The sequence below is a fragment of the Solitalea lacus genome (assembly GCF_022014595.1).
Taxonomy (GTDB): domain Bacteria; phylum Bacteroidota; class Bacteroidia; order Sphingobacteriales; family Sphingobacteriaceae; genus Solitalea; species Solitalea lacus.
Map to the genome: position 1 here is coordinate 379,614 of NZ_CP091740.1, position 24,598 is coordinate 404,211.

Below are 24,598 nucleotides of genomic sequence, written 5' to 3' on the forward strand. Positions count from 1 at the left end.
CAATAAATTAGCTCATGAATTCTGATTCAAACTATATTGCAACTAACCGTAAGCTTTGGAATGATAAGGTTGATTATCACCTAAAGTCAGCCTTTTATGATGTTGAAGGGTTTCTTCAAGGAAAATCTTCTTTGAATACAATTGAACTTGAATTGTTGGGTGATGTGCGCGGGAAATCAATGCTTCATTTGCAGTGTCATTTCGGGCAAGACTCTTTATCATTTGCTCGGATGGGCGCCAGTGTAACGGGTGTGGACTTATCAGACAAAGCGATTTTAGCTGCTCAAAGCTTAACAAATCGCCTTGATTTAAATTCTGAATTTATTTGCTGTGATGTTTATGACTTGCCCTCCCATTTATACAAGCAGTTTGATATAGTATTTACCAGTTACGGAACAATTATTTGGTTGCCAGATCTTGACAAATGGGCAGCGCTAATTTCAAAGTATCTTAAGCCCGGAGGACGATTCGTGTTTGTTGATTTTCATCCTACTCTTTGGATGTTTGATGATAATTTTGAGCGGATCAATTACAGTTATTTTAATGCCGATCCAATAATAGAAATAACACAAGGCTCTTATGCTGATAAGGAAGCAGAGATTACCAATCAATCCATTTCGTGGAATCATAGCTTGAGTGAAATATTTACCGCGTTGTTAACTCATGGACTTCAAATAAAAACATTCAAGGAGTTCGATTATTCGCCTTACAATTGCTTTAGCAATATGGAGGAGTTTGAAGCTGGAAAATTTAGGATAAAGTCGATAGGAAATAAACTTCCAATGGTTTATGCAATTGAAGCAACAAAAACGAAATAAGGCTTAAACTCGGGGATGAAGGTTAAATTTCAAGGAAACGCTTCAGGTTATCTGTGTAGCTGCGGCTGGTGGTAATCTTTGATCCTTCTAAATCATTCATAATGGCAAATAAACTGCCATTAAAACCTTTTCGAATTTCTTTCAGATTTTCGGTGTTGATAATGCAACTCCGGTGTATTCGTGTGAAATTATCGGGTAGTTTATTTTCAAGGACTGCAAGTGTGTAATCAGTTAAATAAGCATCCCCTTTTAAAGTCTTCAACGAAACATACTTGTCTCCGGCTTCAATATGGCTAATATCAGTTGTTTTTATCAATAGAATTTTGTCTCCAATCTTAACCGGAATGGATTTTAGCTCCTTTTTAGGTTGTAACCTTTCAATTAGCGCTGTTAACGAAGAAGTATTGTTATGGACCGTTTGAGGAGTAAATTTCTGAAGTTTGGCAACAGTACGCTCTAGGCGCTCAAGTTCAATCGGTTTTAATAAATAGTCAATTGAATTTTCTTCAAAAGCTTTTATTGCATATTGATCAAAAGCAGTTGTAAAAACCACTAAAGGGATGTATGACAGCTTGCTCAACATTTCAAATCCATTGAGCAAGGGCATTTCAATATCCAGAAAGATAAGATTGGGCTGCAGTTCTTCAATTAATTGTAACCCCTCCTCTCCGTTGGCAGCTTCTGCTTCAATTAAGAACAAGTTAGGAAACGAGGCCAGTAACCGTTTTAAACGATTACGGGCCAATGGTTCGTCATCTATTATTATTGTTTTGAATTGATGCATCAATTTTGAGGAGGTTTGGGTAAATGACGGATTTTATCATCACTGTCAAAATCAATATTATCATCCTCAGAACCGTCGCTTTCATTCTCTGGTTCCTCGTCTTCCCAGAAATCCGAAAAACCTTCCCCCTCGTCTATAAGCTCATCCTCTCCGTAATCAACAACCATTGGAGTTACATCGATCTCAAACCATTCATTAAAGGTTTCCCACGTAATTTCTTTAGGCCAATTTTCTTGCTCCATTGAAACTGAGAATAATTCATCAATGAAAAACTGCTCAAAGTTCTCTTGCAGATATTCATCAATCTCATCATCACTGTCAAATACCGGAATCAAATAGGTTGTTTTCTCAGTCTGATTGATTTCTTCAATAGATGCGAAGGCCTCTGCCGGAAAAATAGAGTTGTACCAATCGAGGTAAGGCTGCTTAAAATGAATATGCAGCGAGAAGCGGTTTATGAATTTCATGTATTAAGGTTTAGCAACGAATTTCGGAATAATAATCTGAATTCTTTTGTGGATGCCCGATAAAATATTCAATTCATAATCGTCGCCATAAAGTAGTCTAAGCTTGTCAAATGTGCATTGTAAGCCATATCCGGGCATTATTTCGGTTGGAAAATCAGGCCCGTTATCAGCCACCCAAAGCTTCAGTCTGTTATTTGTCAATGCAGTAGCCCCTACTTCAATAAGGCCGTTGGTGCTGATTTTTGCAATTCCATGTTTTATAGCATTCTCAACTAATGGCTGCAACAGGAATCGGGGGATGCATTCGTTCTGTAGATCTTCTTCTATTTTAATTGAAATATTTAGCCGTTCGCCTAAACGAACAGCTTCAATATCAAGATATGTCTTTACTATATCCGTTTCGTAGGAAAGTGAAACGTAGTTTTCATCAGAAGAGTTAATTGCATAACGAAATAGCTTTGAGAGTTTGAGCACCATTTCCTCAGCTTTGTTAGCATTTTGATGTATTAGCGAAGCAATAGAGTTAAGAGAATTGTATAAAAAATGCGGGTTAATTTTGGATTGTAATGCTTCCAACTCAGCCCTGGTTTTTAGTTCATTGAGTTTAGTGAGTTGATAATCTGCATTCTTTAGTTTGAGCTCGTAGTTTTCCTTCTGCAAAGTATTTATCTGCTTATAGCCTCCTATGATAAAACCTAAAAAAAGGTTAAATGCAAGCGAGGCGACTTGTTTATTCAATGGAATCCAGTTGCCATAAACCAAATAAATTACGAAATAGCAAAGCTCAGTGGCCAAAGCAATGCCGATAATCATCAGGCAAAAATCAAGTATAATGTTCCATCGTGAAGGTTTTGATTTTCTTTGAAGGAGGCAGTAGGAAAGGTAAATAAGATTGGTAATGGTGAGAGTAATCACCATTGAGAACAAAAAAGAAATGAAAATGCTTTTTCGAGATAGCTCAAAATCTTGGAAATAGTTAAGTGCACAAATTGCAAGGGCAATAATCACCCCAGTTTTGCTGTATTTAAAATTATAATACCAAACGGAATGATTTTCGGTTATATGTTGAGTTTCTCTGCTATTCATGATTCTAAAATAGAACATACAGAACCATTTAGGTAATTATTGCTGATAAATTGCTGCATTTAACGGATAAAATACCGATTTTTGCAGCCGAATTGCATCTTTATAAAGGTGGTAAATTTCTTATAGCGGCTCGCTTATTGTTGTTAAATAACATTCGTAAATTATACTTAAAAAATAAATTCTTATGAAAATTAAAGCATTGTTACTTGCTACTCTTATTACTATTGCCAGCGTAATGCCTGGATGTAAGAACATGACCGGAACGCAAAAGGGTGCCGCAATTGGTGCGGGCTCAGGAGCTGCAATTGGAGCACTTATTGGTAAAGCTGCCGGAAACACTGCAATTGGAGCTTTAATTGGGGGAGCCGTTGGTGGTGTGAGTGGAGCTTATATAGGAAAGTATATGGATAAACAGAAGAAGGAAATCCAAGAAACAATACCAAATGCTAAAGTTGAAGAGATCAATAACGGAGAGGCCCTAAAAGTTACTTTTGAATCTAAGGTGCTTTTTGATGTTAATAAATACGACTTAAAAGAAGCATCTAAAAGCGCGATAAAGCAGTTGTCAGAAATTTTAGTTAAATATCCTGATACGTATGTTCAGATTCAGGGCCACACTGATAATACCGGTGCGGATGAGTACAACGTGACTTTATCGCAGAAGCGTGCCGAATCAGTGATGAGTTATGCAACTTCATTAGGTGTGCAAGCAAACCGTATGATGGCACAGGGTATGGGTGAAACTAAACCTGTTGCAGATAACACTACAGCTGCAGGCCGCCAAGAAAATCGCCGTGTTGAGTTTTATATTGTTGCTAATGATAAACTGAAACAAGAAGCAGCAAAACAACAACAAAAGAAATAACTGAATTAAAGGTTAACAAAATAAGACGGGAGTTGATGTAAAAATCTACGCCTGTCCTAGGGAGTCTTTGAAAATTACAATTCCCTGAAACACAGCTATTAATTGTGTTGAATTCAAAAAAATAACCCCGAAAAAGTCTCAAATGAGGCCAAATCGGGGTTTTTCATTATTTTGGTTTTGCGAAACAACAAAATAATATGCTGCAAAACTACTTATTTCCTGTCAACGAACTGCAAAGTCCCCGCGAAATTATTTTTCAGACGACTTCCTTGGGCAAACTCCGCCAGGTACTTCCACTGGACCGCTTGGCAGCCCTCTTACCGGCCAAGGGCAGTGCGCGTGGCGCTAAAGCCTGGCTGGCCCCAGAGGGCATGTTGGCCTTGTTGTTTTTGAAGTCCTATACCGGTCTGAGTGATGAGCAGTTGATTGAACACCTGAACGGGAATTGGCAAATGCAGTTGTTTTGCGGCATGCGCCTGGCCGATAATGAACAAATCAAGGATGTCACCCTGGTCTCCAGAATCCGCAGTTATGTGGCCAAACACCTGGATTTGCAGCTGTTTCAGGAAGAACTGATTCGTTCTTGGAGGCCGCAGCTGAAGGAAACGCAGGTTTTGCTCTGCGATGCCACCGTGTATGAAAGCGACATGAAATACCCTACCAGTGTGAAACTGCTGTGGGATTGCTGCCTGTTCAGTCATGAGTTATACGAAGATTTGTTGAAATCCTGTAAGCTAAAGCGGGCTAAAAACGCTTTTAATGAACAACAACTCAAACAATCGACTTTCAATTTACTCCGTAAGAAAAGCCAGCGCAAGTCACGTCGTCGCTGCCAGCAGTTAATCAAGTTACTCACCCGCTTGAATGGCCTGATTAAGGATGTTTTTCGCTTAATGGGCGACAGGCTGCAACTGGCCGGGCGGCTCCGGGAACGCTTTGACTTGGTGGAGCAAGTGTTAAAGGAGCAGCGGTTCTTGTTGGAAAATCCCGGTAAGAAACTACCCGACAGGGTATTGTCCCTGTACAAGCCTTTTGTGCGTTCCATTGTACGGGGCAAGGAAAACAAACCCTGTGAATTTGGGGCCAAAGTGCACATGCTGCAGGTGGATGGGATCAATATCATTGAACATTACAGCTATGCGGCTTATAATGAATGTAAGCGAGTAGAAGCTTCGCTAGCCCTACATGGGCGCCTGTTCGGTACCTGTCATCAATTTGCAGGCGACCGGATTTATGCCACCAATGCCAATCGAAAATACCTGAGCGAGCGGAAGATTGCTACCGGCTTTGTGCAAAAAGGCAGAGGCGATACGCCGGAAAAGAAAACCCTGAGAGCCCTGTTGAATAAAGAACGTTCCACCCGGCTGGAGGGTAGCTTTGGAACGGAAAAGAATCACTACGATCTGCGGCGCATCAAGGCACGTAACCAGGCTAATGAAACCCTTTGGATGTTCTTTGGGGTGATGACCGCGGTCGTGCGCATGGTCACTAAGCGGGAGAAGGCCCAAGCTCCCGATTTAGCCGCCTAAAACCTCCTGCCACAGCTGCCCAAGCAATCCCGCAAGGGCAAAGTGTGCCCTGTTGCATCGTTTTTTTCAAAATTTCGACCCTTTTCCACAAATCCTGCCCAGTTATCCACAAGTTGGTCGTGCTGGCCTACTCAAACTGCCACAAAGAAAGAAAGCGGCAACCCAAATTTTATTTGGATTGCCGCTTTCTTCGGAATTTCCCAAGAGTCCCGTCCTATTTTATATCATAATTGGATTATGTATAAATTTCGTGTTCCCAATCAATTGGTTCATCTCCTGGTTTGTCTATCTTCTTTTTGCTTTTAAATATATTGCCAATAAAATCCGAGATCTTACTTATGTCGACATTTTTAAGGTTTTTAAAAAGCAAATCACCGCCTACGGCAGTTGCTGCCCCGAAAAATCCACGTTTTCTGCCGGTTAATAACCCGCTAAGCAAATATGGCAATAAACTTTTAGCTCCGCTGATAAGTGCAGATCCCATAGCACCGCCATCCTCGCCTTTCGTAAAAAATCCTAGCGCCTTTTGTATGGGTTTAAGTTTTTCATTTATCGCTCTAAACTGAAGATTAAGCTCCTCCTCTTTAGCATCGGCTAAAGTTTTTAATCGGGCACGCTCTGCGCGGAGTTGTTCAATGTTCTCAATTTTGGTTGTCAACTTTATCATAGCTGCTGCTTTTAAAGAGGTTCTTAACCACAGTATTTGTTAAAGGCTTCTTGAGGTATTTATCCTTAATTAGGATAAAAATCAAGACAAGAATCAGATATATTCCTGCAACTATAACAAAACCGAGGGCATGATTTTGTAATTCCTTACCAATCCATAAAGCAAGTGCCACACTACCAAAGATGCAAAACAGCAGTATAAATAAAATTACTATTCCGTTTGTAATGAGAGTGGCTAACAGGTTGGCGGTATTTTCTGCAATTGTAAGTGACGCTATCCTTGCCCGTAGGGTTATGTAATCCTTTATGTTTTCTAATAATGTTTCGAGTTGTTCTTTTTGTTCATTCATGGGCTAGAGCTGATTTAAAGGGTAGTACCGATTGCACTACCCCGAAAGTTACTTAAACACCAAGCTCATCAGAGGCTTGTTGCACTTTTTGAGAGAAGCGGCTTTTCGCAGAATCAATTCCGCTATTGATTTTACCCAACAGATCATCACCGGTTTTCTTTAAAGAGTCACCGATTTTGTCGCGTAAATCAGATCCTTTTTCAGGAGCCAACAAAATGCCCAGGGTGGCACCAACTGCCAGGCCTGCAAAGAAGGCCATCATTGCTTTTGTGTTATCATTCATAGCTTTTCAATTTTTAGTTATATAATAGATATTACGAATTTTAGTGCCAAAACATTGTTCGCGACTAACAAATTATTCCTTAATTTACTTCTTCTTCTTTTAAAATTTGCCTATTTGCTGCATAAATATTTGCCATAATTAGAAAGCTTGAAATAAGCAGTGGGCCATATACCAAGCCTAAAATTCCGAAGATGGGAATACCAATTATGACTCCAACAATAATGATAATGGGGTGGGTATTTGCAAACCATTTAGAGATGAAAAACCTAAGTACATTGTCAACATTAGTAATAATGAGTATGCCCCAAAGCAAAATTCCCACTCCTGAAAATGTATCGCCGTTTGATATTTGAAGAATTGCTGCAGGGATAAAAATCAGTGGAGTACCAACTACTGGTAGAAACGAAATAAATACTGAAATAATACCCCAGAATACTGCATCAGGAATCTTAAATATAAAAAAGCCTATGGTTAGTAAACTTCCTTGCACTAGTGCAATACAACCTTGTCCCAAGACATTAGAGTAGGTCATGTTTTTAATTTCTTTGCCAAACCGAACACTATTGCTCGTTGAAAGTGGAGAGTATTTAATTAATGATAATTCGAAGCGTTTATAATCAGCAAGCATAAAGTAAAGCAGGAAGTACATGATGGACACTTCGAGTATTACTTGCCCCACTCGACCCAATACACTCGAAAATACCTGAACAGCTATTCCCTGAGCTTTAACATAAATATCTTGTATCAAATTAGGCTGCTTTAACTTTTCAGCTGCAAAACGGTCAATATTTGCCAGGATCTCTTTTATGTATGCCGTGTTGTTGCTGAACTCCTGGATTTTGTTTACTACCATTGAAATGGTAAAGAAAAAGGGAACTACAATAATGAAGAATGATAGAATTATAATCATTATGGATGACAGACCGGGTTTCCAGTTCTTTTTTTCTACCACAAAGAGGTGCAATGGGCGAAAAATAGTGTAAAAGATAATAGCGCCTAGCACGGCTTCTATTACACTTAGTGACGCATAAAATAAAAAGGCACCAAGAGCAATTAGGATGATAAGAATGATGTTGTTGCGTTCTTTTAAGGAGAATGACGGCATGAAAAGAGGTTTTTTAGAAAGATAAGGATAATTGAACCAGAAAAAAAATGTACCTTAAAAGGTTATCTACCCTCTAATTGTTTAAACTTAAATATCCGATTAAAGTAGGTTATGATAGGGCATAACTAAACAAAAAAACCTCCCCTCCTAAGTGTTTTGGATGAATTTTATTAATCTTCTTCGGATTCAAGTTCCTCTTTTGCCTTTTTTAGTAAGGCCTGTTCTTCATTGCTTAAAGTAGGGTATTTTAAATCAAGAGATTCGAGGGTTTCCAGAAGTATGCGAGCTACGGCCAGTTGCGCAAACCATTTCTTATCTGAAGGTATAATAAACCAAGGACTATGCGTGTCTGCAGTTTCTTCGATCATATCCTCATAAGCGCTCTGATATTCATTCCAAAATCCGCGCTCTTTTAAATCACCGTAGCTAAATTTCCAATGCTTGTCAGGCTCAACGATTCGTTCTAAAAAACGTTTTTTTTGCTCCTTTTTTGAGACATTTAAAAAGAATTTAAGAATGACATATCCATTTTCTGCAAGGTGTTTTTCATGATTCCTTATTGATTCGTACCGTTTTTGCCAAAATTTTTTATCAATATCATCCGGGGAATTTACCCCCGGGAGTCGCTGGTTAAGGATAAATTCAGGATGTACTTTGGTTACCAAAACTTCTTCGTAGTAAGAACGATTGAATATGCCAATGCGTCCGCGTTCAGGTAAATGTACGCTTGTTCTCCAAAGGAAATCATGGTCAAGCTCATGAGAAGAAGGAGCTTTGAAACTCACGATTTGGCAACCTGTTGGATTAATGCCTGACATTACATGTTTTATTGTACTATCCTTCCCTGCTGCATCTCTTGCCTGAAAAATCATTAAGATTGAGTGGTTATCGGCTGCATAAAGTTTCTCCTGCAAGGCCGCTATGCGTTGTATATGTTCTTGCATTAGCTCTCCTGCGCTTTCTTTCGATACGAAATCTATGGAAAAGTCCGGGTCAAATTTATGTAGTTTGAATCCCTTGCCTGTGGTTACTGTAAATCTATCGTCTTTAAGTAGTTTAATCATGCTGATAAATGTTTTTCTTAATTTACACTTTCTATATAACTAATTGAAAACAAAACTTTAAAATCAAAAAGGTATTTGCTAAATTAATGGTTAATATTAATTACCAGTAGTTTAATCAGATGTCTGAAAAAGAAGACTTGACGGAGCTTTATGCTCGTTATACGAATGAAGAGCTGCTCGATTTGCTAAATGCAAGAGAGAATTATACTGATTTGGCTGTTCGTGTAGCTTTTGAAGAACTGAAAAATCGGAACCTGGGAGAGCAAGAAATTAAAGATTACATAACTTCCAAGTTTAAAAAGGCTGAACAATTTATTGCCGAAAACATTCATAATGAGCTTAGTTTACAGCTTAAAAGCTATTTCTATTTTTTTTGGCTGCCAATTTTCACCTTCCCTTTTCAGCTTAACTATAAAGAAGAACGGTTAATATTAAAATTGAAACAATCCAACTTTTATTCGCTAATGGGATTTTGCTTTTTTACGATTGGAACCATTGGCTATTTGTTTTTAGGGTTCTCTTTGCTTTCTGCATTGGCAATTTGGGTTGGCGGAATAATAATGGCAATGGTATTGGATCATCGCTTTAACAGGAATAAAATAATACGGGATTTTGAAAGGACAATCCGAAAATATCAAAATGAGTCATCTGAAAGTGGTACTAATGAGAACTCCTAATTGCCGAATGGAGCAATGCTTTTACCGTTTGGGCCAGTTATAATTTCAAAGCTCTCTACTCTGTTGCTTACAGTGTCATATATTACAAAAGTAGCGGGACAAGCTGCAAGTTTACGGGGCGCAAATCCCATGACAGTTCCAGGATTAATAGCCAAATAATCTTCATGTTGTAAAATGGCATGGTCATGGTCATGACCGTAACAGATCACATCAAATTCGCCTGATCGTGCAACTTCCAGTGCAATTTCAGGGTAGTGGTTCACATAAAACAATTTTCCATCCAACTCAGCACTCATTACCTCTCCATATAGCTTAACATGAGGATGCTGTATCGCTTTTCCCAACAAGTTAAATCGGTCGCCATCATTGTTGCCAAAGACCATGTGGATTGGATTTGAATAATTTTTTGCCAGAATGCTTAACATGAATGGAGCGCAAATGTCACCACAGAAAATTAGTGCGTCGGTATGTTTGATGAAATCAAAAAGGGCATTTAAGTTCCAAACGTTATCATGTATATCTGATAGTATTGTAATTTTCATATGGATAAAGTTTAATCTTCTTGCTGCTTTAGTTCGACCATCACAAGTTCATTACCGTAAAGATCGAGGAAATGGAGAAAATGATAGCCATTTCCTGATACAATTTCTCTTTTAATTGTCACTTTGTTTTCTATCAAACGATCGTTGAAACTAGTGATGTCGTCGGTATAGAAAACTAAAGTAGGCTGACCATTGGTTTGCTTGCCAACCAATTTTTGCTGCTCTTCGGCACTTGCCTTCAGAAACCAAATCCCTGCCGTATTGCTTTCAAATACAATATGCAGAAATCGCAATCCCTCGCTTGTGGTATAATCGATGTATTTTTTAGCATTTAAAATGCGCTGATAGAAGTCAAAAGCTTCGTCATAATCATTAACAAGCAAAATGGTTCTTCCCAATTCAATTTCCATATTCTTAAAATTAGATTAGGTCATAATTAGTGCTAATTCCTGCATGTTCGTGCAATAAAAGGTCCATTAACTCTTTAGGTTTTTCACCTACCTTCATTAAGCCCCGATCTTTAAAAAAATCGCTGTCGCGAGTATATTGAAGGAAGTTTAGCAGATGATTGTAATAACCATTGGAATTCAACAAACCCACCGGTTTATTATGGAGGTGAAGTTGCTTCCAGGTAAGCACCTCAAAGAATTCTTCTAAGGTTCCAATGCCTCCAGGGAGGGCTAAAAAAGCATCAGAATATTCGGCCATTAATGATTTTCGTTGATGCATATTCTCAACAATGTGTAATTCACACCCTTCAACCAGCCCCACTTCCTTGATCATTAAAAATTCAGGAATAATGCCTATTACCTTTCCTCCTAAATCACGAACTGTGCGAGCTAGTTCACCCATAAGGCCAATGTTCCCTCCTCCATACACCAAGGTTATATGCTTATCTACCAAAATCATGGCAAGTTCTCGGGCTGTTTTTCTGAAAATTTCATCATTGCCGTTGCTTGAACCGCAGAATACACAAATACTTTTCATAAATGAAGGTTTAAAATAGCACAGATGCTAAATGTATGTCAATATAAAAATGAACTTTACAGTTATTGCTATTAAAATAATCAATTGTAAGGAACTAAATGAAAAGAATAATTATTACGATGAGAAATTATTGGGCACAAAACTTTTCGTTTCGATTCATTTCAACTGGAATTTTGATGGCAAATAAAATTTTATCAAACATATTAAAGTCAAAATATAAGTGTAGTGTTTTCAAAATAAATTAGCATTTATTTAAAATAATGGCTTTTTTTAATCAAATTATGTTAAGTAGGTAAAGAGCTAAATCGGCTTTCTGTTTCCATTTTTACCAGTTTATATAGAATATCAATACTATTTATTCATGAAAAAACAAGTTTTAAGCATATTGATTTGTACTGGCTTGATATATCATGCCAATGCACAAATTGTAAAACATGATTTTAATGTTACTGGATTAAACATTCAGTGGCGATTGATAGAAAACAACTACAAGCAATCATCTAATTATTTATCAGAGTTTATCTTAACGAATACTTCTAAGGTTGAGTTACCAGCCAAAGGTTGGAGCATTTATTTCAATCTTCCTCGAGCGATTGATACAAAATTTGCATACAAGGAGTTACGCTTTGAGAGGATTAATGGTGATTTGGTCCGACTAGTTCCAACAGCAAGTTTTAATGGACTTATGCCAAGCCAATCGGTTGCCGTTCAAATGCTTGCCAGTGATTGGTCGCTAAACAGGGCCGATGCTCCTTCTGGCTTGTACTTGGTATGGGATGATACTCCGCAAAACGGATATCCTTTAACCAACGTTAAAGTAATTGCATCAACAGAGTTGCGCCAAATGAAACGTACTCCTAACGATAATTATCCTGTTACTACCCCAGAAATCATTTATAACCGTAATAAATCAATTGCTGACATTCCAGCTCAAAAGCTAACAAAGGTTTTTCCGACACCTGTATCATATTTTGAGAGCGAAGGAGTTTTTGAGATGAAGCCCGGACTAAATATAAGTGCTGATGCTTTATTTGCTAATGAAGCTAATTATTTGGCAGTAGAGTTAAAGAAAGTATTCGGGAAGTCTGGAGTTATTTCAGGAAATAAAGGAGCTATAGAGCTACGTAAAAAAGAAATGAATAAGGAAGCTTATGAGCTTAATGTGTCGCCTGATGGTGTTGTAATTTCAGCGTCAACACCGGCAGGGGCATTTTATGGTATTCAATCTTTAAAATCGCTGATGCCGGCTCATGTATGGTCTTCAATTCAAAAAAGTATCTCATTGCCTCTTGTTGAAGTTAAGGACGAGCCACGCTTTGATTGGCGTTCCTTCATGCTTGATGTGGGCCGAAATTTTCAAACTAAGGAAGAAATTTTGAAAACATTGGATTTACTAGCTCTTTATAAAATAAATGTTTTTCATATGCACTTTAGTGAAGATGAAGGCTGGCGTATTGAGATTCAGGGTTTGTCGGAACTTACTGACTTGGGGGGCAAGCGCGGGCATAAGAATTTTGATAAAGAGCAGTTGCCTCCTTCATTTAATTCTGGCCCCGACAACTCCACATCAGGAAGTGGTTTCTACACAAAAGGTGATTTTATTGAGATTCTAAAGTATGCAAATGAGAGGCATATAAAGGTGATTCCTGAGATTGAAACTCCCGGGCATGCACGCGCTTCTGTAGTGGCTATGCGTGTGCGCTATGATCGGTTGATGAAAGAAGGCAAAAGAGAGGAAGCCGAAAAGTATTTGTTGTGTGATATTAATGACAAATCAGTACATAGTTCAGTGCAAGGCTGGACTGATAATGTTATGGATCCGGCGCTTCCATCAACCTATACCTTTCTTGAAAAAGTAATTGATGAATTCATTGCTATGTATAAAGAGGCTAGAGTTCCTTTAGAAACTATCCATATGGGCGGAGATGAGGTTCCTGCTGGTTCATGGGAAAAATCACCGGCGTTTGAAAAGTTAATGCAACAGGACCCTTCAGTTAAAAATACTGATGATTTATGGTGTTATTATTTTGATAAGGTCAATAAATTGATAAAAAGCAAAGGACTTTATCTTTATGGTTGGGAAGAAGTTGGTATGCGTAAAACCAAGCTTGATGGAAACTCTCATTGGGTTGCCAATCCGGATTTTACTAATCAGAATGTGCACCTCGATGTATGGAATAATGTAATTGGCTGGGGAGCCGAAGACCTGGCCTATAAATTAGCTAATGCTGGGTATAAAATAGTTTTGTCGCCGGTAAGCAATATGTATTTTGATATGTCATACAATAAATCATTTGAAGAACAAGGATACTATTGGGGAGGATTTATTGATGTTGATAAGCCGTTTTCATTCATTCCTTTTGATTATTTGAAGAACATCAAAGAAGATCGTATGGGTAATCCTTTTACACCAGCGTCGATTGCAAATAAAGAGCGTTTAACTGATTATGGAAAATCAAATATTGTTGGTTTGCAGGGCTTATTGTGGTCAGAAACGATCATTAACGTTGAACGTTATGAATATATGTTGCTTCCTAAGTTATTAGGTCTAGCGGAAAGAGCCTGGTCAAAATCTCCAGATTGGGCTGAAGAAAAGGATCCTGCAAAAGCCGAAGTGCAATATGCTGATGCTTGGTCAGTGTTTATCAATGTAATTAGTAAGCGAGAGTTACCTCGGTTAAATTATTATGGAGGAGGCTGGAAATATCGCATTCCGACAGTTGGTGCTATTGTTGAAAATGGAGTAGTAAAAGCTAATGTACAGTTGCCGGGTTTTGTAATCAGGTATAGCACTAATGGAGCAGAGCCAAGTGTAAAGAGTAAAGCATACACTGGTCCAATAACAGAAAAAGGTGTTATTAAATTAAGAGTGTTTGATGCAGCCGGACGTTTAGGAAGGACTGAAAGGGTTGTAAATCAATAATCAAAATACATGTCTATTATTATTAACAGGCGCTGAAATAACCTCGGCGCCTGTTTTAATAATCACACTATTTCAAATTTTTTAAAACTATCAAGTTTACTTTTTGTTGATGACTAGATAAAAGCAAAAGATAATGAAGATAGAAGTTTGGTCGGACATAGCCTGTCCGTTTTGTTATATTGGGAAAAGAAGGCTGGAAAATGCATTGGCGGATTTCCCTGATAGTGATAAAGTTGAGGTGATTTGGAGGAGTTTTGAGCTGGATCCAAATGCGAATTATGAGAAGAACAAGGATCATTATACCCGTTTGGCTGAAAAATATGGACGAGACCGCGAGTGGGCTGTGCAAATGAGTGAGAATGTTACCGCAATGGCTGCCGAGGAAGGTCTTGAATTTGATTTCAATAAAAATATACCTGCTAATACTTTTGATGCTCACCGTCTTATACATTTGGCACAGAAAAACGGATTTCAGGACGCTGCCAAAGAACGCTTGCTGAAAGCTCATTTTTCAGAGGGTAAAGATATTGCCCACCATCCTACTTTGGTGGAGCTTGGGGCGGAGATTGGATTAAAAGAAGATGAAGTTAAGCGGATGTTGGAATCTGATGAATTTGGATATGATGTACGTGTGAACGAGCAGGAGGCACAACAAATCGGGGTTAAGGGAGTGCCGTTTTTTGTTTTTAACCGTAAGTACGGTGTTTCGGGAGCGCAACCCTTGGAGGTATTTACTGAAACCTTAAATAAGGCATGGGCAGAGGTTAAGCCTGTTTTGGATATTAATCAATCAACTGCCAGGGGTGTATGTACGCCTGAAGGCAGCTGTGAAATTTAGATAGAGTACATTGTTTGAATCTTTTGTAAGAGTGGACAGCAGGGTGGTGCCTACTTATAAATTTCTCTTCTTTCCGGACTTATATTTCCACTTTTAGAAATAATTGAAAAAGGGATGATTTTAGCAAATAAAATCATCCCTTTTTTATTACTTGTCCTGAACCGTCAGCTTGTCATCAATCATTCGGTTGTTATACTGCTGCATAAAGGCATTGTTAAACCTTATTAATTTCTTAGCATCTTCTGGATGCGAGTTTAAGAGGTTGGTTTTTAATTGTGGATCTTGTTGGTAATTGTACAAAGCAAATGGTCCTTTGTCGTTAGACTGCAGAACATAGCCCTCATTATATAATTGAAAAACGCCATTGTAGTTTACACCAATGTGATTAGGGTTATTCTTGGTTAATACATCCTCTCCAAAGGCAAAATACGGCTCATCGTAATGCAGATATCCTAAAACAGACGGCGTTATATCAGTTTGAAAGATCAGCTTATTATCAATGCCCTTTAAGTTACTGTTTGGCTTATAAAAGATAATAGGAACTGAGAAAGATCCGGTACTTGTATTGTACACATCATGAGTAACCTGATTACTGGTATGATCGGCAGTAATTACAAACAAAGTATTATTAAACCATGGCATTTTTGAAGCAGTAACAAAGAACTTTCTCAACGCATTATCGGTATAGCCGACGCATTGATGGATTTCCTCCTTCCCTTTTGGAAATCTGCCTTCATATTGAGCAGGAACTTTAAACGGGTGATGCGAGGAAACGGAGAAAATTGCAGCCATAAACGGACCCTGTTTTTTGTTTAGGGTATTGGCAAAGAACTGAAAGAATGGTTCATCCCAAATCCCCCACATGCCATCAAAGTCACCATCATTATTGTACTCCGTTTTTCCATAGTAGTGCTGAAAACCGGCCATTTTTGCAAATGCTTGGAAGCCCATTGAGCCATTTGGAGCGCCATGAAAGAATGAACAGTCGTATCCTTTTTTACTTAGCAAACTTGCAATGCTGTTTATTTTATTGCCTGAATAACTCGACAGCACATAAGGTTCAACTATTGAGGGGATGCTGGCCAAAACTGAAGGCATTGCATCTATTGACTTTTTGCCTGTGGCGAACGACCATTTAAAGGATTTACTCTGTCCAACTAACGAGTCAAGGAAAGGAGTATATCCCTTGTACGTTCCTCCGTCAAGCCCTTTGTTATATGCACCGAAAAACTCTTTACTGAAGCTTTCCAAAATGATGATAACAACATTTTCTTTTTTGAAAGCACTGTCTGGGTTTGGATGGTGATTAGGACTGTAAACTTGATTTAGTTCAGCTTCTGAACTGAAATGATTTAATTTTTTAAGTGTTTTTTTGGAAGCGGTTTTAATGATTGAAAAGGGAGTGTTCAATACAATTCCGATTTCGGCAGGCGTATTTACATATTCACCAGCATTACTTAGAGTAATAGGTCGGGTACTGTGACGAAAGCCTCCACGTACTCCAGCCACAAATAATCCACAACCTAAGCCAAGTAAAACTACTGCGACCGGGTAATACACCCAATTGCTGCTGATTTGAGTAGGTTTTATTTTTATGGCGCTGTACGCCTTGATTAAAACACTTACTAGTAATATGAAAACAAGAACAATGTACCAGTAATCAATAAAAAACTGGAAAGCCAGTTTAAAGTTTCCCTTATCATTTGAAAACTCTTTGAAAACCGTCCAGGAGGTACGGCGTAATGTAAATTTGAAATAAATGAAATCAATACAGTTTGCAGCAAAGGCCAACGTGTTAGTAACAGCAAACAACCATTTTAAAGTTTTCTGATAAATGATATTATAACGAAATCGAAAAGGCAGTAAATAGGCAACTATGTAGAGTGCATTTACATAAAGAATTGCCACCAAATCAAACTTTAATCCGCCGATAAATAATCCGGCAAAATGACTGGCTTGATCAATAGGAAAAAGTGTTTGATTGAACAAGTAAAACAACAGCCTACATGCTGACATGAGCAACATGACAAGCAATAAGCGTAATAATAGCGCAGTATATAAATTGTAACCTTCAGATTTTGAATGCGTTATTTGCCCCATTTGGTTGAAAATTAAAAAATCGGGCAAAGTTAGTCAAGTGTGTATTATGGATTATTAAATTATTAATATTTTTACCTTAAAACGACTTTTCTCAGACACTTAGTCTTCAAACTTAAGCCATCCCCAACGTTCTGGAATGTGCATGTTAATTACACTCATTGGACTCCAGACCCAATTGAGTTCAGGTAAAGATTTTCCCGTACTGCTGTTTTTTCGTTTAACGTATTTATTGTTTTCAACATCAAATCTCCATTGTACACGTGAAAAATTAATCTTCCATTGCTCGCCTTTTTTGGGGGAACGGTTTTCTTTAAATGCCGTCCATGGAATCATCATTTCTACAGTCCAGCTTGAATCTTTATCGGCGGGTTGGTTTAATGTGCCGTTGATGCTTACTGCAGTTTCTAAACCCATGGCTGTCCAACTATTGTCGGGCTTCCCTCCTTTGCTATAGGCTTTGCTCAGCATTAGATCCCAAACGGTGTTCAGCGCATTTATTTCAATTTCATAATAATTAATGCCATCATTATCGGGGTCAATAAACACTTCAAAGTCATTGTCATGAAAAATGACTGCATCTCTTTGGGTGATTGAAGCTTGCACATGAGGTTCTTCCAAATCTGCCAAAATGGATAGACCGACATCGTTCCAAAGCATTTTTATTCGTGTTTTTAAAAACGGAGCAGGTTGCTTGTCTCCTTCAATATCTACAAAAACGCTCGACCATTGGGCTTCTTGCCAAGCCAGGTCTGAACCGTTTCCATCGATTTTTATAGATTTTTCGGTTTTTAAACATGAGTATTCTTTGGGCGGAATTATGTTTTGAGCTGAAAGTGCAAGTGTGGAAAATGTGAAAATTGAAGAGAGAATAGCTTTTGGGGAAATCATTACTAATGTATAAATGAAGTTTTTTACTAGGTGTTTTCGCTGCAAACATGGGCAATCATGTAACCATCAAACTGGAGATAACTTATTTCGAAGTCGGTATTGCAATTGTTATTCAGGATACTGGCCCCAATTGTTCCATTTACATCAAATGTAAAAGGTTGTAGCAGGATATCATCTTTTAAGCTGACCCCCTTTTTGCCAAATAGTTTATATAAAGCCTCTTTTGCTGCCCAACAAGCATACAGGTGTTTTACCGTTTGTTTGGGATCAATAAACGATAACTCTTCTGGGGTTAAAAACTTATCGGCAATACGTAAGATCTTATCTTTTACCAATTCAATATCAATACCTACCTTTTTGCTTTTGCTAATCATAACTGCTGCATAGTCAAATGAATGGCTTAATGAAAAATGATGTGGAAAATTTACCAAATAAGGTTTATGATGTTCATCAAGTCCGGTTTTGATAAAATCAGGCGTGTTAATGAGTGTACGTAAAAGAACTCTGCTACTTAGCCAGTGCAATTCTCTCTTTCCTTTGCTTAAGGTCTCATAAACTTCCTTTTCCGATTGATCCAACTGCAGTTTGGAATACAACAACTCCGCGGGCTCTTCAATTTTCCAAATTGCGAACTCGGTGTCGGTATCAATTATTTTATGTAGAACAATGGCCATTGTTGTAGGTCTTAATTACCAGTTGTTTATTTGTTGTTAGTTACTTTCAAACTGTTGAATTAAATGGCTGACAATTTAGCAATCAAAGTCTACACTATATTGTAAAATTAATAAAATATTAACGCTCGGCTTGTTGAGCTTATTTATAAGGTAGAATGATAAAAAAAACTATATTTAAACTCAAAATCAAACTAAATGATTCTTACAGATAAACGCATACTTGAAGAAATTGAGAAGGGAACGATAGTCATAGAGCCATACGATCGTAAGTATTTGGGAACCAATTCATATGATGTGCATTTGGGGAAATATCTGGCTACTTACAAGAATCGTGAATTGGATGCGCGTAAACATAATGCCGTTGAGCATTTCGAAATTCCAGAAGAGGGATTTGTTCTTCAACCCAATACACTATACCTTGGGGTTACGTTGGAGTATACCGAAACTCATGCCCATGTGCCATTTTTGGAAGGCAAGTCAAGTACAGGCCGTTTGGGAATTGATATCCATGCTACAGCCGGTAAAGGCGATGTTGGGTTTTGCAATACCTGGACACTGGAAATCTCTTGTGCACAGCCTGTTCGTATTTATGCCGGCATGCCAATTGGGCAATTAATCTACTTTGTAGTAGAAGGTGAGGTGGAAAACTTCTACAACAAAAAGCAAAATGCAAAATATAATGATAGAACCGTAAAACCGGTAGAGTCAATGATGTGGAAAAACAGTTTTTAGTGTAAAATCACTAAAAACTGTTTTCTTTTATTGCTAATGTTGTAAAACTTTATCCTTTAGGGTTTTATATTCTTTTTTTTACATACCGTCGCTTCGGTTCCTGCCTTATTTTTCGTAAATTTTCTTTACATACAAGTGATTTAACTATGGGTTGTAGGCGCCCATTCTTATTCCTCTTATTTTGTGGCGGTATGATCCAATGTTAGAAGGCTTGTTTGCCTTTTAAAGTGAGAAGACGTTACGTAAGTAATATTTGCCCTTCATATAAACTTCTTTGGACATGAAAAAGGTACTCATATTTGGTTTAGCCTGTATTTGCGTAGGAGTTGTTGCTGTTTCGGCCCGATTTCCTAATGACGGTTCACCTCTGATAAAGAAAATTACCAAGAATCTGGAAGAAATGTACCTTAAAACACCGCAAGAAAAGGTATACGTACACTTTGACAAACCTTATTATGCCGCAGGAGATGATATCTTCTTCAAAGCATATTTGGTAAATGCCAATGATAATACCCCATCTCAGCTAAGTAAGTTGATATATGTTGATATGCTTAACAGCGAGGAAAAAGTAGTTAAGCAATTGATGCTTAAAAAAGATCGTGGCGAGTTTACTGGAACCATTAGTTTAAATGATTCAATTGCAGAAGGAACATATAGGCTAAGGGCTTATACAAGCTGGATGAGGAACGTTGACGAAGCTTATTTCTTTACTAAGGAAATTAAGGTGGGTAACTCAAGGCTTACCAATGTTTATACGACTATTGAATATGAATATGACAACTCTGGTAAACCTAACGAAGTTATGGCAGTTATCAAATTTAAAGATGAGAAGGGTCAGCCTATCAAAAGTAAAAATGTGAGCTATGAGGTTATTATGGTAGGACGAACCGGTTCAAAAGGCAAGGTGGAAACCAGTGATGCTGGCGAGATTAGAATTCCTGTAGAGAATACCAATAATGCTAACTATGCTCACAAACGTATTATCACTTCAATAAATTATGATGGCTTGCCATTTGTTAAATCATTTTACTTGCCTTACTTCTCCCCTGATGTTGATTTGCAATTTTTCCCAGAAGGCGGCTATTTGGTTGAGTCTTTGCCAAACATTATTGCGTTTAAAGCAATTGATGCACATGGAATTGGAGTTGAGGTAGATGGGTATATAGCTGACCAGGACAATAATCGTGTAACCGATTTTAAGAGCAAGCACCTGGGTTTAGGTAAAATTGCAATGATTCCGGAGCCAGGAAAAAAGTATACCGCTTATTTTAAAAATCGTTCAGGGGCAGAACAAAGGGTGATATTGCCGGCGGCTATTTCGGATGGAGTTGTACTTAACCTACGAAACCAAACAGCAGACCGCATACAAGGAATGATCATGGCTTCCAAAGCATTTCAAGCCACCAAAAAAGAAGTTGTTTTGGTAGGCCAAGCCTATGGTACCGTGTATTATACAGCCAATGAGCGCCTGGAAGATAAAGCATATCAGATAAGTATTCCTAAGGATAGATTTCCAACAGGTATAGCTCAAATAACGATTTTTACATTAGACGGTATTCCATTAGCTGAGAGGTTGTTATTCATTAACAAGAATGATGGTCTCAACGTTCAGCTAAGTACTGATAAACAAGTATATGATCCAAGAGAAAAGGTGGACATGACTGTAACAGTTAAAGATATATTTGGCAATCCCGTTGAAGGTGATTTTTCTATTGCGGTAACTGATGATCATTCAGTGACAATCAATCCTAATGATGGAAATATATTATCAAACTTATTGTTGACCTCAGATTTGAAAGGAACAGTAGAGCAGCCTGGTTATTATTTCGACTCTAAAAACACAAATGCTCAATACGATCTGGATCTTTTAATGTTGACACAGGGTTGGCGCCGCTTTGAGTGGAGTGATATTGTTGCGGGTAAGGCACCTGAGACTACCTATCCAATTGATATTGGAATGGAGGTTTCTGGTAAAGTAACTACGATGTCTGATAATACGGCAGTTAAAAATGGGGCAGTTACATTCTTTAGTGCTAAAAACAAAGAGGTCTTTGAAACAGCCACAACAGATGCAAAAGGAGTATTTAGAATTTCAGGAATCGAGTTTCCTGATAGTACTCGTTTTATATTGCAAGCACGTAATGAGAAAGGTGGCAAAGCTGTAGATATTGAGGTAAATGAACCCTTCCATCCTGCGCCACTTAATCATTTGGTTACTCCTGAAAATGTGAACAAACAATTGGCTACTTACATAATAGCCAACAAAAAGCCATTTGAATACCAAAGATCAAAATTTGGAGGTAAATCAGTGCTGCTTAGTGAAGTAGTTGTTCACAGTACTCGAATAAAATCGGATGAATTTGGTGTGACCAAACTTTATTCTCATGCAGATGCAGTTCTTACTGCAGATGATATCGCAAAGTCTTCTGCCATTAGTTCGGGGAATTTACTAGACGCAATAAGAGGCCGTGTGGCAGGGGTGCAAGTAATTGGTAATGATGTGTTAATTCGTGGACCGAATACAATTTTTGGTAGCACCAGTCCTTTGGTTGTACTAGATGGAACGGAAACTGATGTAGGTTGGTTATCAATGATTAATCCAAATGATGTTGCCTCGATCGATTTTCTGAAGGGCCCAAGTGCTGCCATTTACGGATCAAGAGGAGCAAATGGTGTGATTGCAGTTTACACCAAACGTGGTAAGTTTTTAAGTGGCGCTTATTACAAAAAAGGTTTACTTAGTTTTTATCCCATTGGATATCACGTTTCTAAAAAGTTCTATATGCCGAAATATGATCAGGAAAATAAGCCCAATGTACCTGATTACAGAACCACAATATATTGGAATGGACTAGTGAGAACCAACTCTGAAGGCATAGCAAAGTTCTCATTCTTTACCGCCGATAACTCAACTTCTTATACTGCAATTATTGAAGGTGTAAGTGCGAAGGGTAATATCGGACATGGAAGACATTCAATGAGTGTTGCACCGAAAAATTAATAGCTACCGAGACAACCTATCAATAAACAAATGAGGCTGCTTTACAAGGCAGCCTCATTGTGTTGGTATAAGTAATGATCTGTGATTAGTATTTAGGAGTAACCCCTGTATTCCAAAACATAAACGACCAAACATCCGCAGCTTCTTCAATTATTTTCGAAGTTGGTTTTCCTGCGCCATGCCCTGCCTTGCTTTCAATTCTGATTAAAATTGGATTATCGCCCGATTGTTTTTCTTGCAAGGTCGCCCCAAATTTAAAGGAGTGTGCAGGAACAACACGATCGTCGTGATCAGCAGTGATAATCATGGTTGCAGGGTAGTTTATGCCTGTTTTAATGTTGTGTAACGGAGAGTATTTAATTAGGTAGTCAAATTGCTCCTTCTTCTCACTAGATCCATATTCAACAGCCCAGCCCCAGCCAATGGTAAATTTATGATAGCGTAACATATCCAAAACGCCTACAGCAGGAAAAGCAACTTTGAATAAGTCAGGGCGCTGAATCTCACAAGCGCCAACTAACAAACCGCCGTTTGATCCTCCAGCGATAGCAAGTTTTGAAGGCGAAGTATATTTCTCTTTCACTAAATATTCTCCGGCTGCAATAAAGTCGTCAAATACATTCTGTTTTTTCTCCATCATACCACCTTTATGCCAAGCCTCTCCATATTCACCGCCTCCGCGTAGGTTGGCAAGAGCGAAAACTCCTCCGTTTTCAAGCAATACAAGGCGAGATACACTAAATGATGGCGTTAGGCTAATATTGAAACCTCCGTATGCATATAAATATGTTGGGTTAGAACCATCTAGTTTCAACCCTTTTTTATGAACAATAAACATTGGAACTTTGGTGCCGTCCTTACTGGTATAAAATACCTGTTTGGTTTCATAATTGGCAATGTTAAAGTTGATCTCCGTTTTGCGGAAAACTGAAGATCTGCCGGTTGCTGCATCATAACGGTAAATAGTGCCTGGATTCGTAAAACTGCTGAAAGTGTAAAAGAACTCTTTGTCGGTTTTTTTTCCTGAAGGTAAGCTTGCCGTTCCAATGCCTTCCAGTTTAATTTCACGAATTAACTTACCGTTCATTTCATGTTCATGCAAACGAGTGCTTGCGTCTTTTAGGTATGAAGCAAATAAACGCCCCCCTCCTGTTGAAACGCCATTCAACAAATCTTTAGATTGTGGAATAATCTCTTTCCAGCCAGAAGGATCGGGGTTATTAGGGTCAACAGAAATTAATCGGAAATTAGCAGCATTATTGTTAGTAAGAACCAATAGGCGATCGCCATCATTATCCACAATATCATAATCGTTTTCAAAGCCCTTGAATAAAAGTTTGAAATCGTCACCTTTGGTTAAATCTTTCCAATACAACTCATTTCCATGCGTGCCTTCTGAAGCGACCACAACAAGGAATCGCTCATCTTCAGTAACAACGGCGCCGAAATAACGTAAGGGGTGCACTTTGTCTTCAAATACTAATTGATCTGCCGATTGAGGAGTGCCTAGCTTGTGATAATATACTTTCTGAAATTGATTTTGATTTGAGAATTCTTTGCCCGACACAGGTTCGTCATAGCGGCTGTAGTAGAATCCATCCTTACACCAGGTAGCTCCAGAAAACTTTACCCATTTGATTACATCCCCGGTAGGGTTTTGGGTGGCCACGTCAATTACCTTTATCTCTACCCAGTCTGAGCCCGATGCTGAAGTGCCAATGGCTGCATATTTGTTGTCTTTTGAGAAAGTGATATTATTTAACGCTATAGTTCCGTCAGAAGAAAGTTTGTTCGGGTCAAGGAAAATCTTAGGTTCTCCCGTTAAGCCTTGCTGGTAATACAAAACGGCCTGGTTTTGTAAGCCGTCATTTTTATAGAAGAAATAATTTTCTCCTTTTTTAAACGGTGCTGAGTATTTAGGATAATTCCACAGTTCTGTTAAACGTTTTTTGATCTTGTCACGATAAGGGATTTGCGAGAGATAATTGTTAGTAATCTTATTTTGGGAAATTACCCAATCTTTAACTGCAGCAGCGGTATCGTTTTCTAACCAACGATACGGATCTGCAATTGAGATTCCAAAATAATTGTCAACTGTGTTATCTTTCTTGGTATCAGGATATTTTAACATAGTTTTTTGCTGTGCCATTGCAGCGGTACTGATTGCAAGGGCCGACATTAATAAATACTGCTTTTTCATTAAAACCGGTTTTGGGATT

Annotated in this window: 24 protein-coding genes; 9 read left to right on the plus strand and 15 right to left on the minus strand. The window is 38.2% G+C overall.

Features of this window, described 5'->3' with window-relative positions; all coding sequences use genetic code 11:
- Positions 1–14: 14 nt before the first annotated feature.
- Positions 15–818, plus strand: a complete 804-nt coding sequence (locus L2B55_RS01590) for a class I SAM-dependent methyltransferase (protein WP_237848546.1) — start codon at positions 15–17, stop codon at positions 816–818.
- A 22-nt stretch (positions 819–840) separates the two neighbouring features.
- On the opposite strand, the gene L2B55_RS01595 is transcribed toward L2B55_RS01590, so the two are convergent.
- The 3 genes from L2B55_RS01595 to L2B55_RS01605 are packed head-to-tail and all read right to left on the minus strand — an operon-like array spanning position 841 to position 3,155.
- Positions 841–1,602 carry a LytR/AlgR family response regulator transcription factor gene (locus L2B55_RS01595; RefSeq protein WP_237848547.1) on the minus strand — a complete coding sequence of 254 codons (762 nt, stop codon included), beginning with the start codon at positions 1,600–1,602 and terminating at the stop codon, positions 841–843.
- A complete protein-coding gene (locus tag L2B55_RS01600; protein WP_237848548.1) occupies positions 1,602–2,069 on the minus strand; it encodes a hypothetical protein in 468 nt (155 codons plus the stop codon). The genes L2B55_RS01595 and L2B55_RS01600 overlap by 1 nt, the downstream gene beginning before the upstream one ends.
- 3 nt (positions 2,070–2,072) lie before the next feature.
- On the minus strand, positions 2,073–3,155 hold the full coding sequence (locus L2B55_RS01605) for a sensor histidine kinase (RefSeq protein WP_237848549.1): 1,083 nt from the start codon (positions 3,153–3,155) through the stop codon (positions 2,073–2,075).
- 184 nt (positions 3,156–3,339) lie between these two features.
- Here L2B55_RS01605 and L2B55_RS01610 point away from each other — a divergent pair, with 184 nt between their 5' ends.
- Both L2B55_RS01610 and L2B55_RS01615 read left to right on the plus strand, forming a co-directional pair.
- Positions 3,340–4,020, plus strand: a complete 681-nt coding sequence (locus L2B55_RS01610) for a YiaD family glycine zipper/OmpA-like lipoprotein (RefSeq protein ID WP_237848550.1) — start codon at positions 3,340–3,342, stop codon at positions 4,018–4,020.
- A 197-nt stretch (positions 4,021–4,217) separates the two neighbouring features.
- A complete protein-coding gene (locus L2B55_RS01615) occupies positions 4,218–5,549 on the plus strand; it encodes a transposase (protein ID WP_237848551.1) in 1,332 nt (443 codons plus the stop codon).
- Positions 5,550–5,784: 235 nt separating this feature from the next.
- On the opposite strand, the gene L2B55_RS01620 is transcribed toward L2B55_RS01615, so the two are convergent.
- The 5 genes from L2B55_RS01620 to L2B55_RS01640 all read right to left on the minus strand — a co-directional run bounded on the left by L2B55_RS01620 (position 5,785) and on the right by L2B55_RS01640 (position 9,017).
- Positions 5,785–6,216, minus strand: a complete 432-nt coding sequence (locus L2B55_RS01620) for a hypothetical protein (RefSeq protein WP_237848552.1) — start codon at positions 6,214–6,216, stop codon at positions 5,785–5,787.
- Positions 6,191–6,565, minus strand: coding sequence for a phage holin family protein (locus L2B55_RS01625; RefSeq protein WP_237848553.1), 375 nt, complete (start codon positions 6,563–6,565; stop codon positions 6,191–6,193). Before L2B55_RS01625 ends, L2B55_RS01620 begins: the two co-directional genes overlap by 26 nt.
- A gap of 52 nt (positions 6,566–6,617) precedes the next feature.
- The gene (locus L2B55_RS01630; RefSeq protein ID WP_237848554.1) at positions 6,618–6,848 is read right to left on the minus strand and encodes a YtxH domain-containing protein; all 231 of its coding nucleotides are present in this window, start codon (positions 6,846–6,848) and stop codon (positions 6,618–6,620) included.
- Between the two features lie 79 nt (positions 6,849–6,927).
- Positions 6,928–7,953 (minus strand): AI-2E family transporter, encoded by a 1,026-nt coding sequence (locus L2B55_RS01635; protein WP_237848555.1) that lies wholly within the window; start codon positions 7,951–7,953, stop codon positions 6,928–6,930.
- 170 nt (positions 7,954–8,123) lie between these two features.
- Positions 8,124–9,017 carry a polyphosphate kinase 2 family protein gene (locus L2B55_RS01640; protein WP_237848556.1) on the minus strand — a complete coding sequence of 298 codons (894 nt, stop codon included), beginning with the start codon at positions 9,015–9,017 and terminating at the stop codon, positions 8,124–8,126.
- A 119-nt stretch (positions 9,018–9,136) separates the two neighbouring features.
- On the opposite strand from L2B55_RS01640, the gene L2B55_RS01645 reads away from it, so the two are divergent.
- Complete coding sequence (locus L2B55_RS01645) at positions 9,137–9,694, plus strand: hypothetical protein (protein ID WP_237848557.1); 558 nt, start codon at positions 9,137–9,139, stop codon at positions 9,692–9,694.
- On the opposite strand, the gene L2B55_RS01650 is transcribed toward L2B55_RS01645, so the two are convergent.
- Genes L2B55_RS01650 through L2B55_RS01660 form a run of 3 tightly spaced genes read right to left on the minus strand, consistent with a single transcriptional unit; the run spans position 9,691 to position 11,223 of the window.
- The gene (locus tag L2B55_RS01650; protein ID WP_237848558.1) at positions 9,691–10,236 is read right to left on the minus strand and encodes a YfcE family phosphodiesterase; all 546 of its coding nucleotides are present in this window, start codon (positions 10,234–10,236) and stop codon (positions 9,691–9,693) included. The genes L2B55_RS01645 and L2B55_RS01650 overlap by 4 nt on opposite strands.
- 11 nt (positions 10,237–10,247) lie before the next feature.
- Positions 10,248–10,646 (minus strand): VOC family protein, encoded by a 399-nt coding sequence (locus L2B55_RS01655; protein ID WP_237848559.1) that lies wholly within the window; start codon positions 10,644–10,646, stop codon positions 10,248–10,250.
- 10 nt (positions 10,647–10,656) lie between these two features.
- Positions 10,657–11,223, minus strand: a complete 567-nt coding sequence (locus L2B55_RS01660; protein ID WP_237848560.1) for an LOG family protein — start codon at positions 11,221–11,223, stop codon at positions 10,657–10,659.
- A 49-nt stretch (positions 11,224–11,272) separates the two neighbouring features.
- On the opposite strand from L2B55_RS01660, the gene L2B55_RS01665 reads away from it, so the two are divergent.
- The 3 genes from L2B55_RS01665 to L2B55_RS01675 all read left to right on the plus strand — a co-directional run bounded on the left by L2B55_RS01665 (position 11,273) and on the right by L2B55_RS01675 (position 14,984).
- Positions 11,273–11,410: a hypothetical protein gene (locus tag L2B55_RS01665; RefSeq protein ID WP_237848561.1), complete on the plus strand. Its 138-nt coding sequence runs from the start codon at positions 11,273–11,275 to the stop codon at positions 11,408–11,410.
- A gap of 174 nt (positions 11,411–11,584) precedes the next feature.
- Positions 11,585–14,146: a family 20 glycosylhydrolase gene (locus L2B55_RS01670; RefSeq protein WP_237848562.1), complete on the plus strand. Its 2,562-nt coding sequence runs from the start codon at positions 11,585–11,587 to the stop codon at positions 14,144–14,146.
- Positions 14,147–14,279: 133 nt separating this feature from the next.
- Positions 14,280–14,984, plus strand: coding sequence for a DsbA family oxidoreductase (locus L2B55_RS01675; protein WP_237848563.1), 705 nt, complete (start codon positions 14,280–14,282; stop codon positions 14,982–14,984).
- Between the two features lie 147 nt (positions 14,985–15,131).
- Here the strand turns inward: L2B55_RS01675 and L2B55_RS01680 are convergent, their stop codons facing one another.
- From L2B55_RS01680 to L2B55_RS01690, 3 genes are all read right to left on the minus strand, one after another.
- Positions 15,132–17,084 (minus strand): LTA synthase family protein, encoded by a 1,953-nt coding sequence (locus tag L2B55_RS01680; protein WP_237848564.1) that lies wholly within the window; start codon positions 17,082–17,084, stop codon positions 15,132–15,134.
- A gap of 99 nt (positions 17,085–17,183) precedes the next feature.
- Positions 17,184–17,972, minus strand: coding sequence for a carbohydrate-binding family 9-like protein (locus L2B55_RS01685; protein WP_237848565.1), 789 nt, complete (start codon positions 17,970–17,972; stop codon positions 17,184–17,186).
- Positions 17,973–17,998: 26 nt separating this feature from the next.
- Positions 17,999–18,646, minus strand: coding sequence for a 4'-phosphopantetheinyl transferase family protein (locus L2B55_RS01690; RefSeq protein ID WP_237848566.1), 648 nt, complete (start codon positions 18,644–18,646; stop codon positions 17,999–18,001).
- A gap of 195 nt (positions 18,647–18,841) precedes the next feature.
- Between L2B55_RS01690 and dcd the strand changes: the two genes are divergently transcribed.
- Both dcd and L2B55_RS01700 read left to right on the plus strand, forming a co-directional pair.
- Positions 18,842–19,378, plus strand: a complete 537-nt coding sequence (dcd, locus tag L2B55_RS01695; protein WP_237848567.1) for a dCTP deaminase — start codon at positions 18,842–18,844, stop codon at positions 19,376–19,378.
- Between the two features lie 280 nt (positions 19,379–19,658).
- Positions 19,659–22,379, plus strand: a complete 2,721-nt coding sequence (locus L2B55_RS01700; RefSeq protein ID WP_237848568.1) for a TonB-dependent receptor plug domain-containing protein — start codon at positions 19,659–19,661, stop codon at positions 22,377–22,379.
- Between the two features lie 85 nt (positions 22,380–22,464).
- Here the strand turns inward: L2B55_RS01700 and L2B55_RS01705 are convergent, their stop codons facing one another.
- Positions 22,465–24,579: a prolyl oligopeptidase family serine peptidase gene (locus L2B55_RS01705; protein WP_237848569.1), complete on the minus strand. Its 2,115-nt coding sequence runs from the start codon at positions 24,577–24,579 to the stop codon at positions 22,465–22,467.
- Positions 24,580–24,598: the final 19 nt, after the last annotated feature.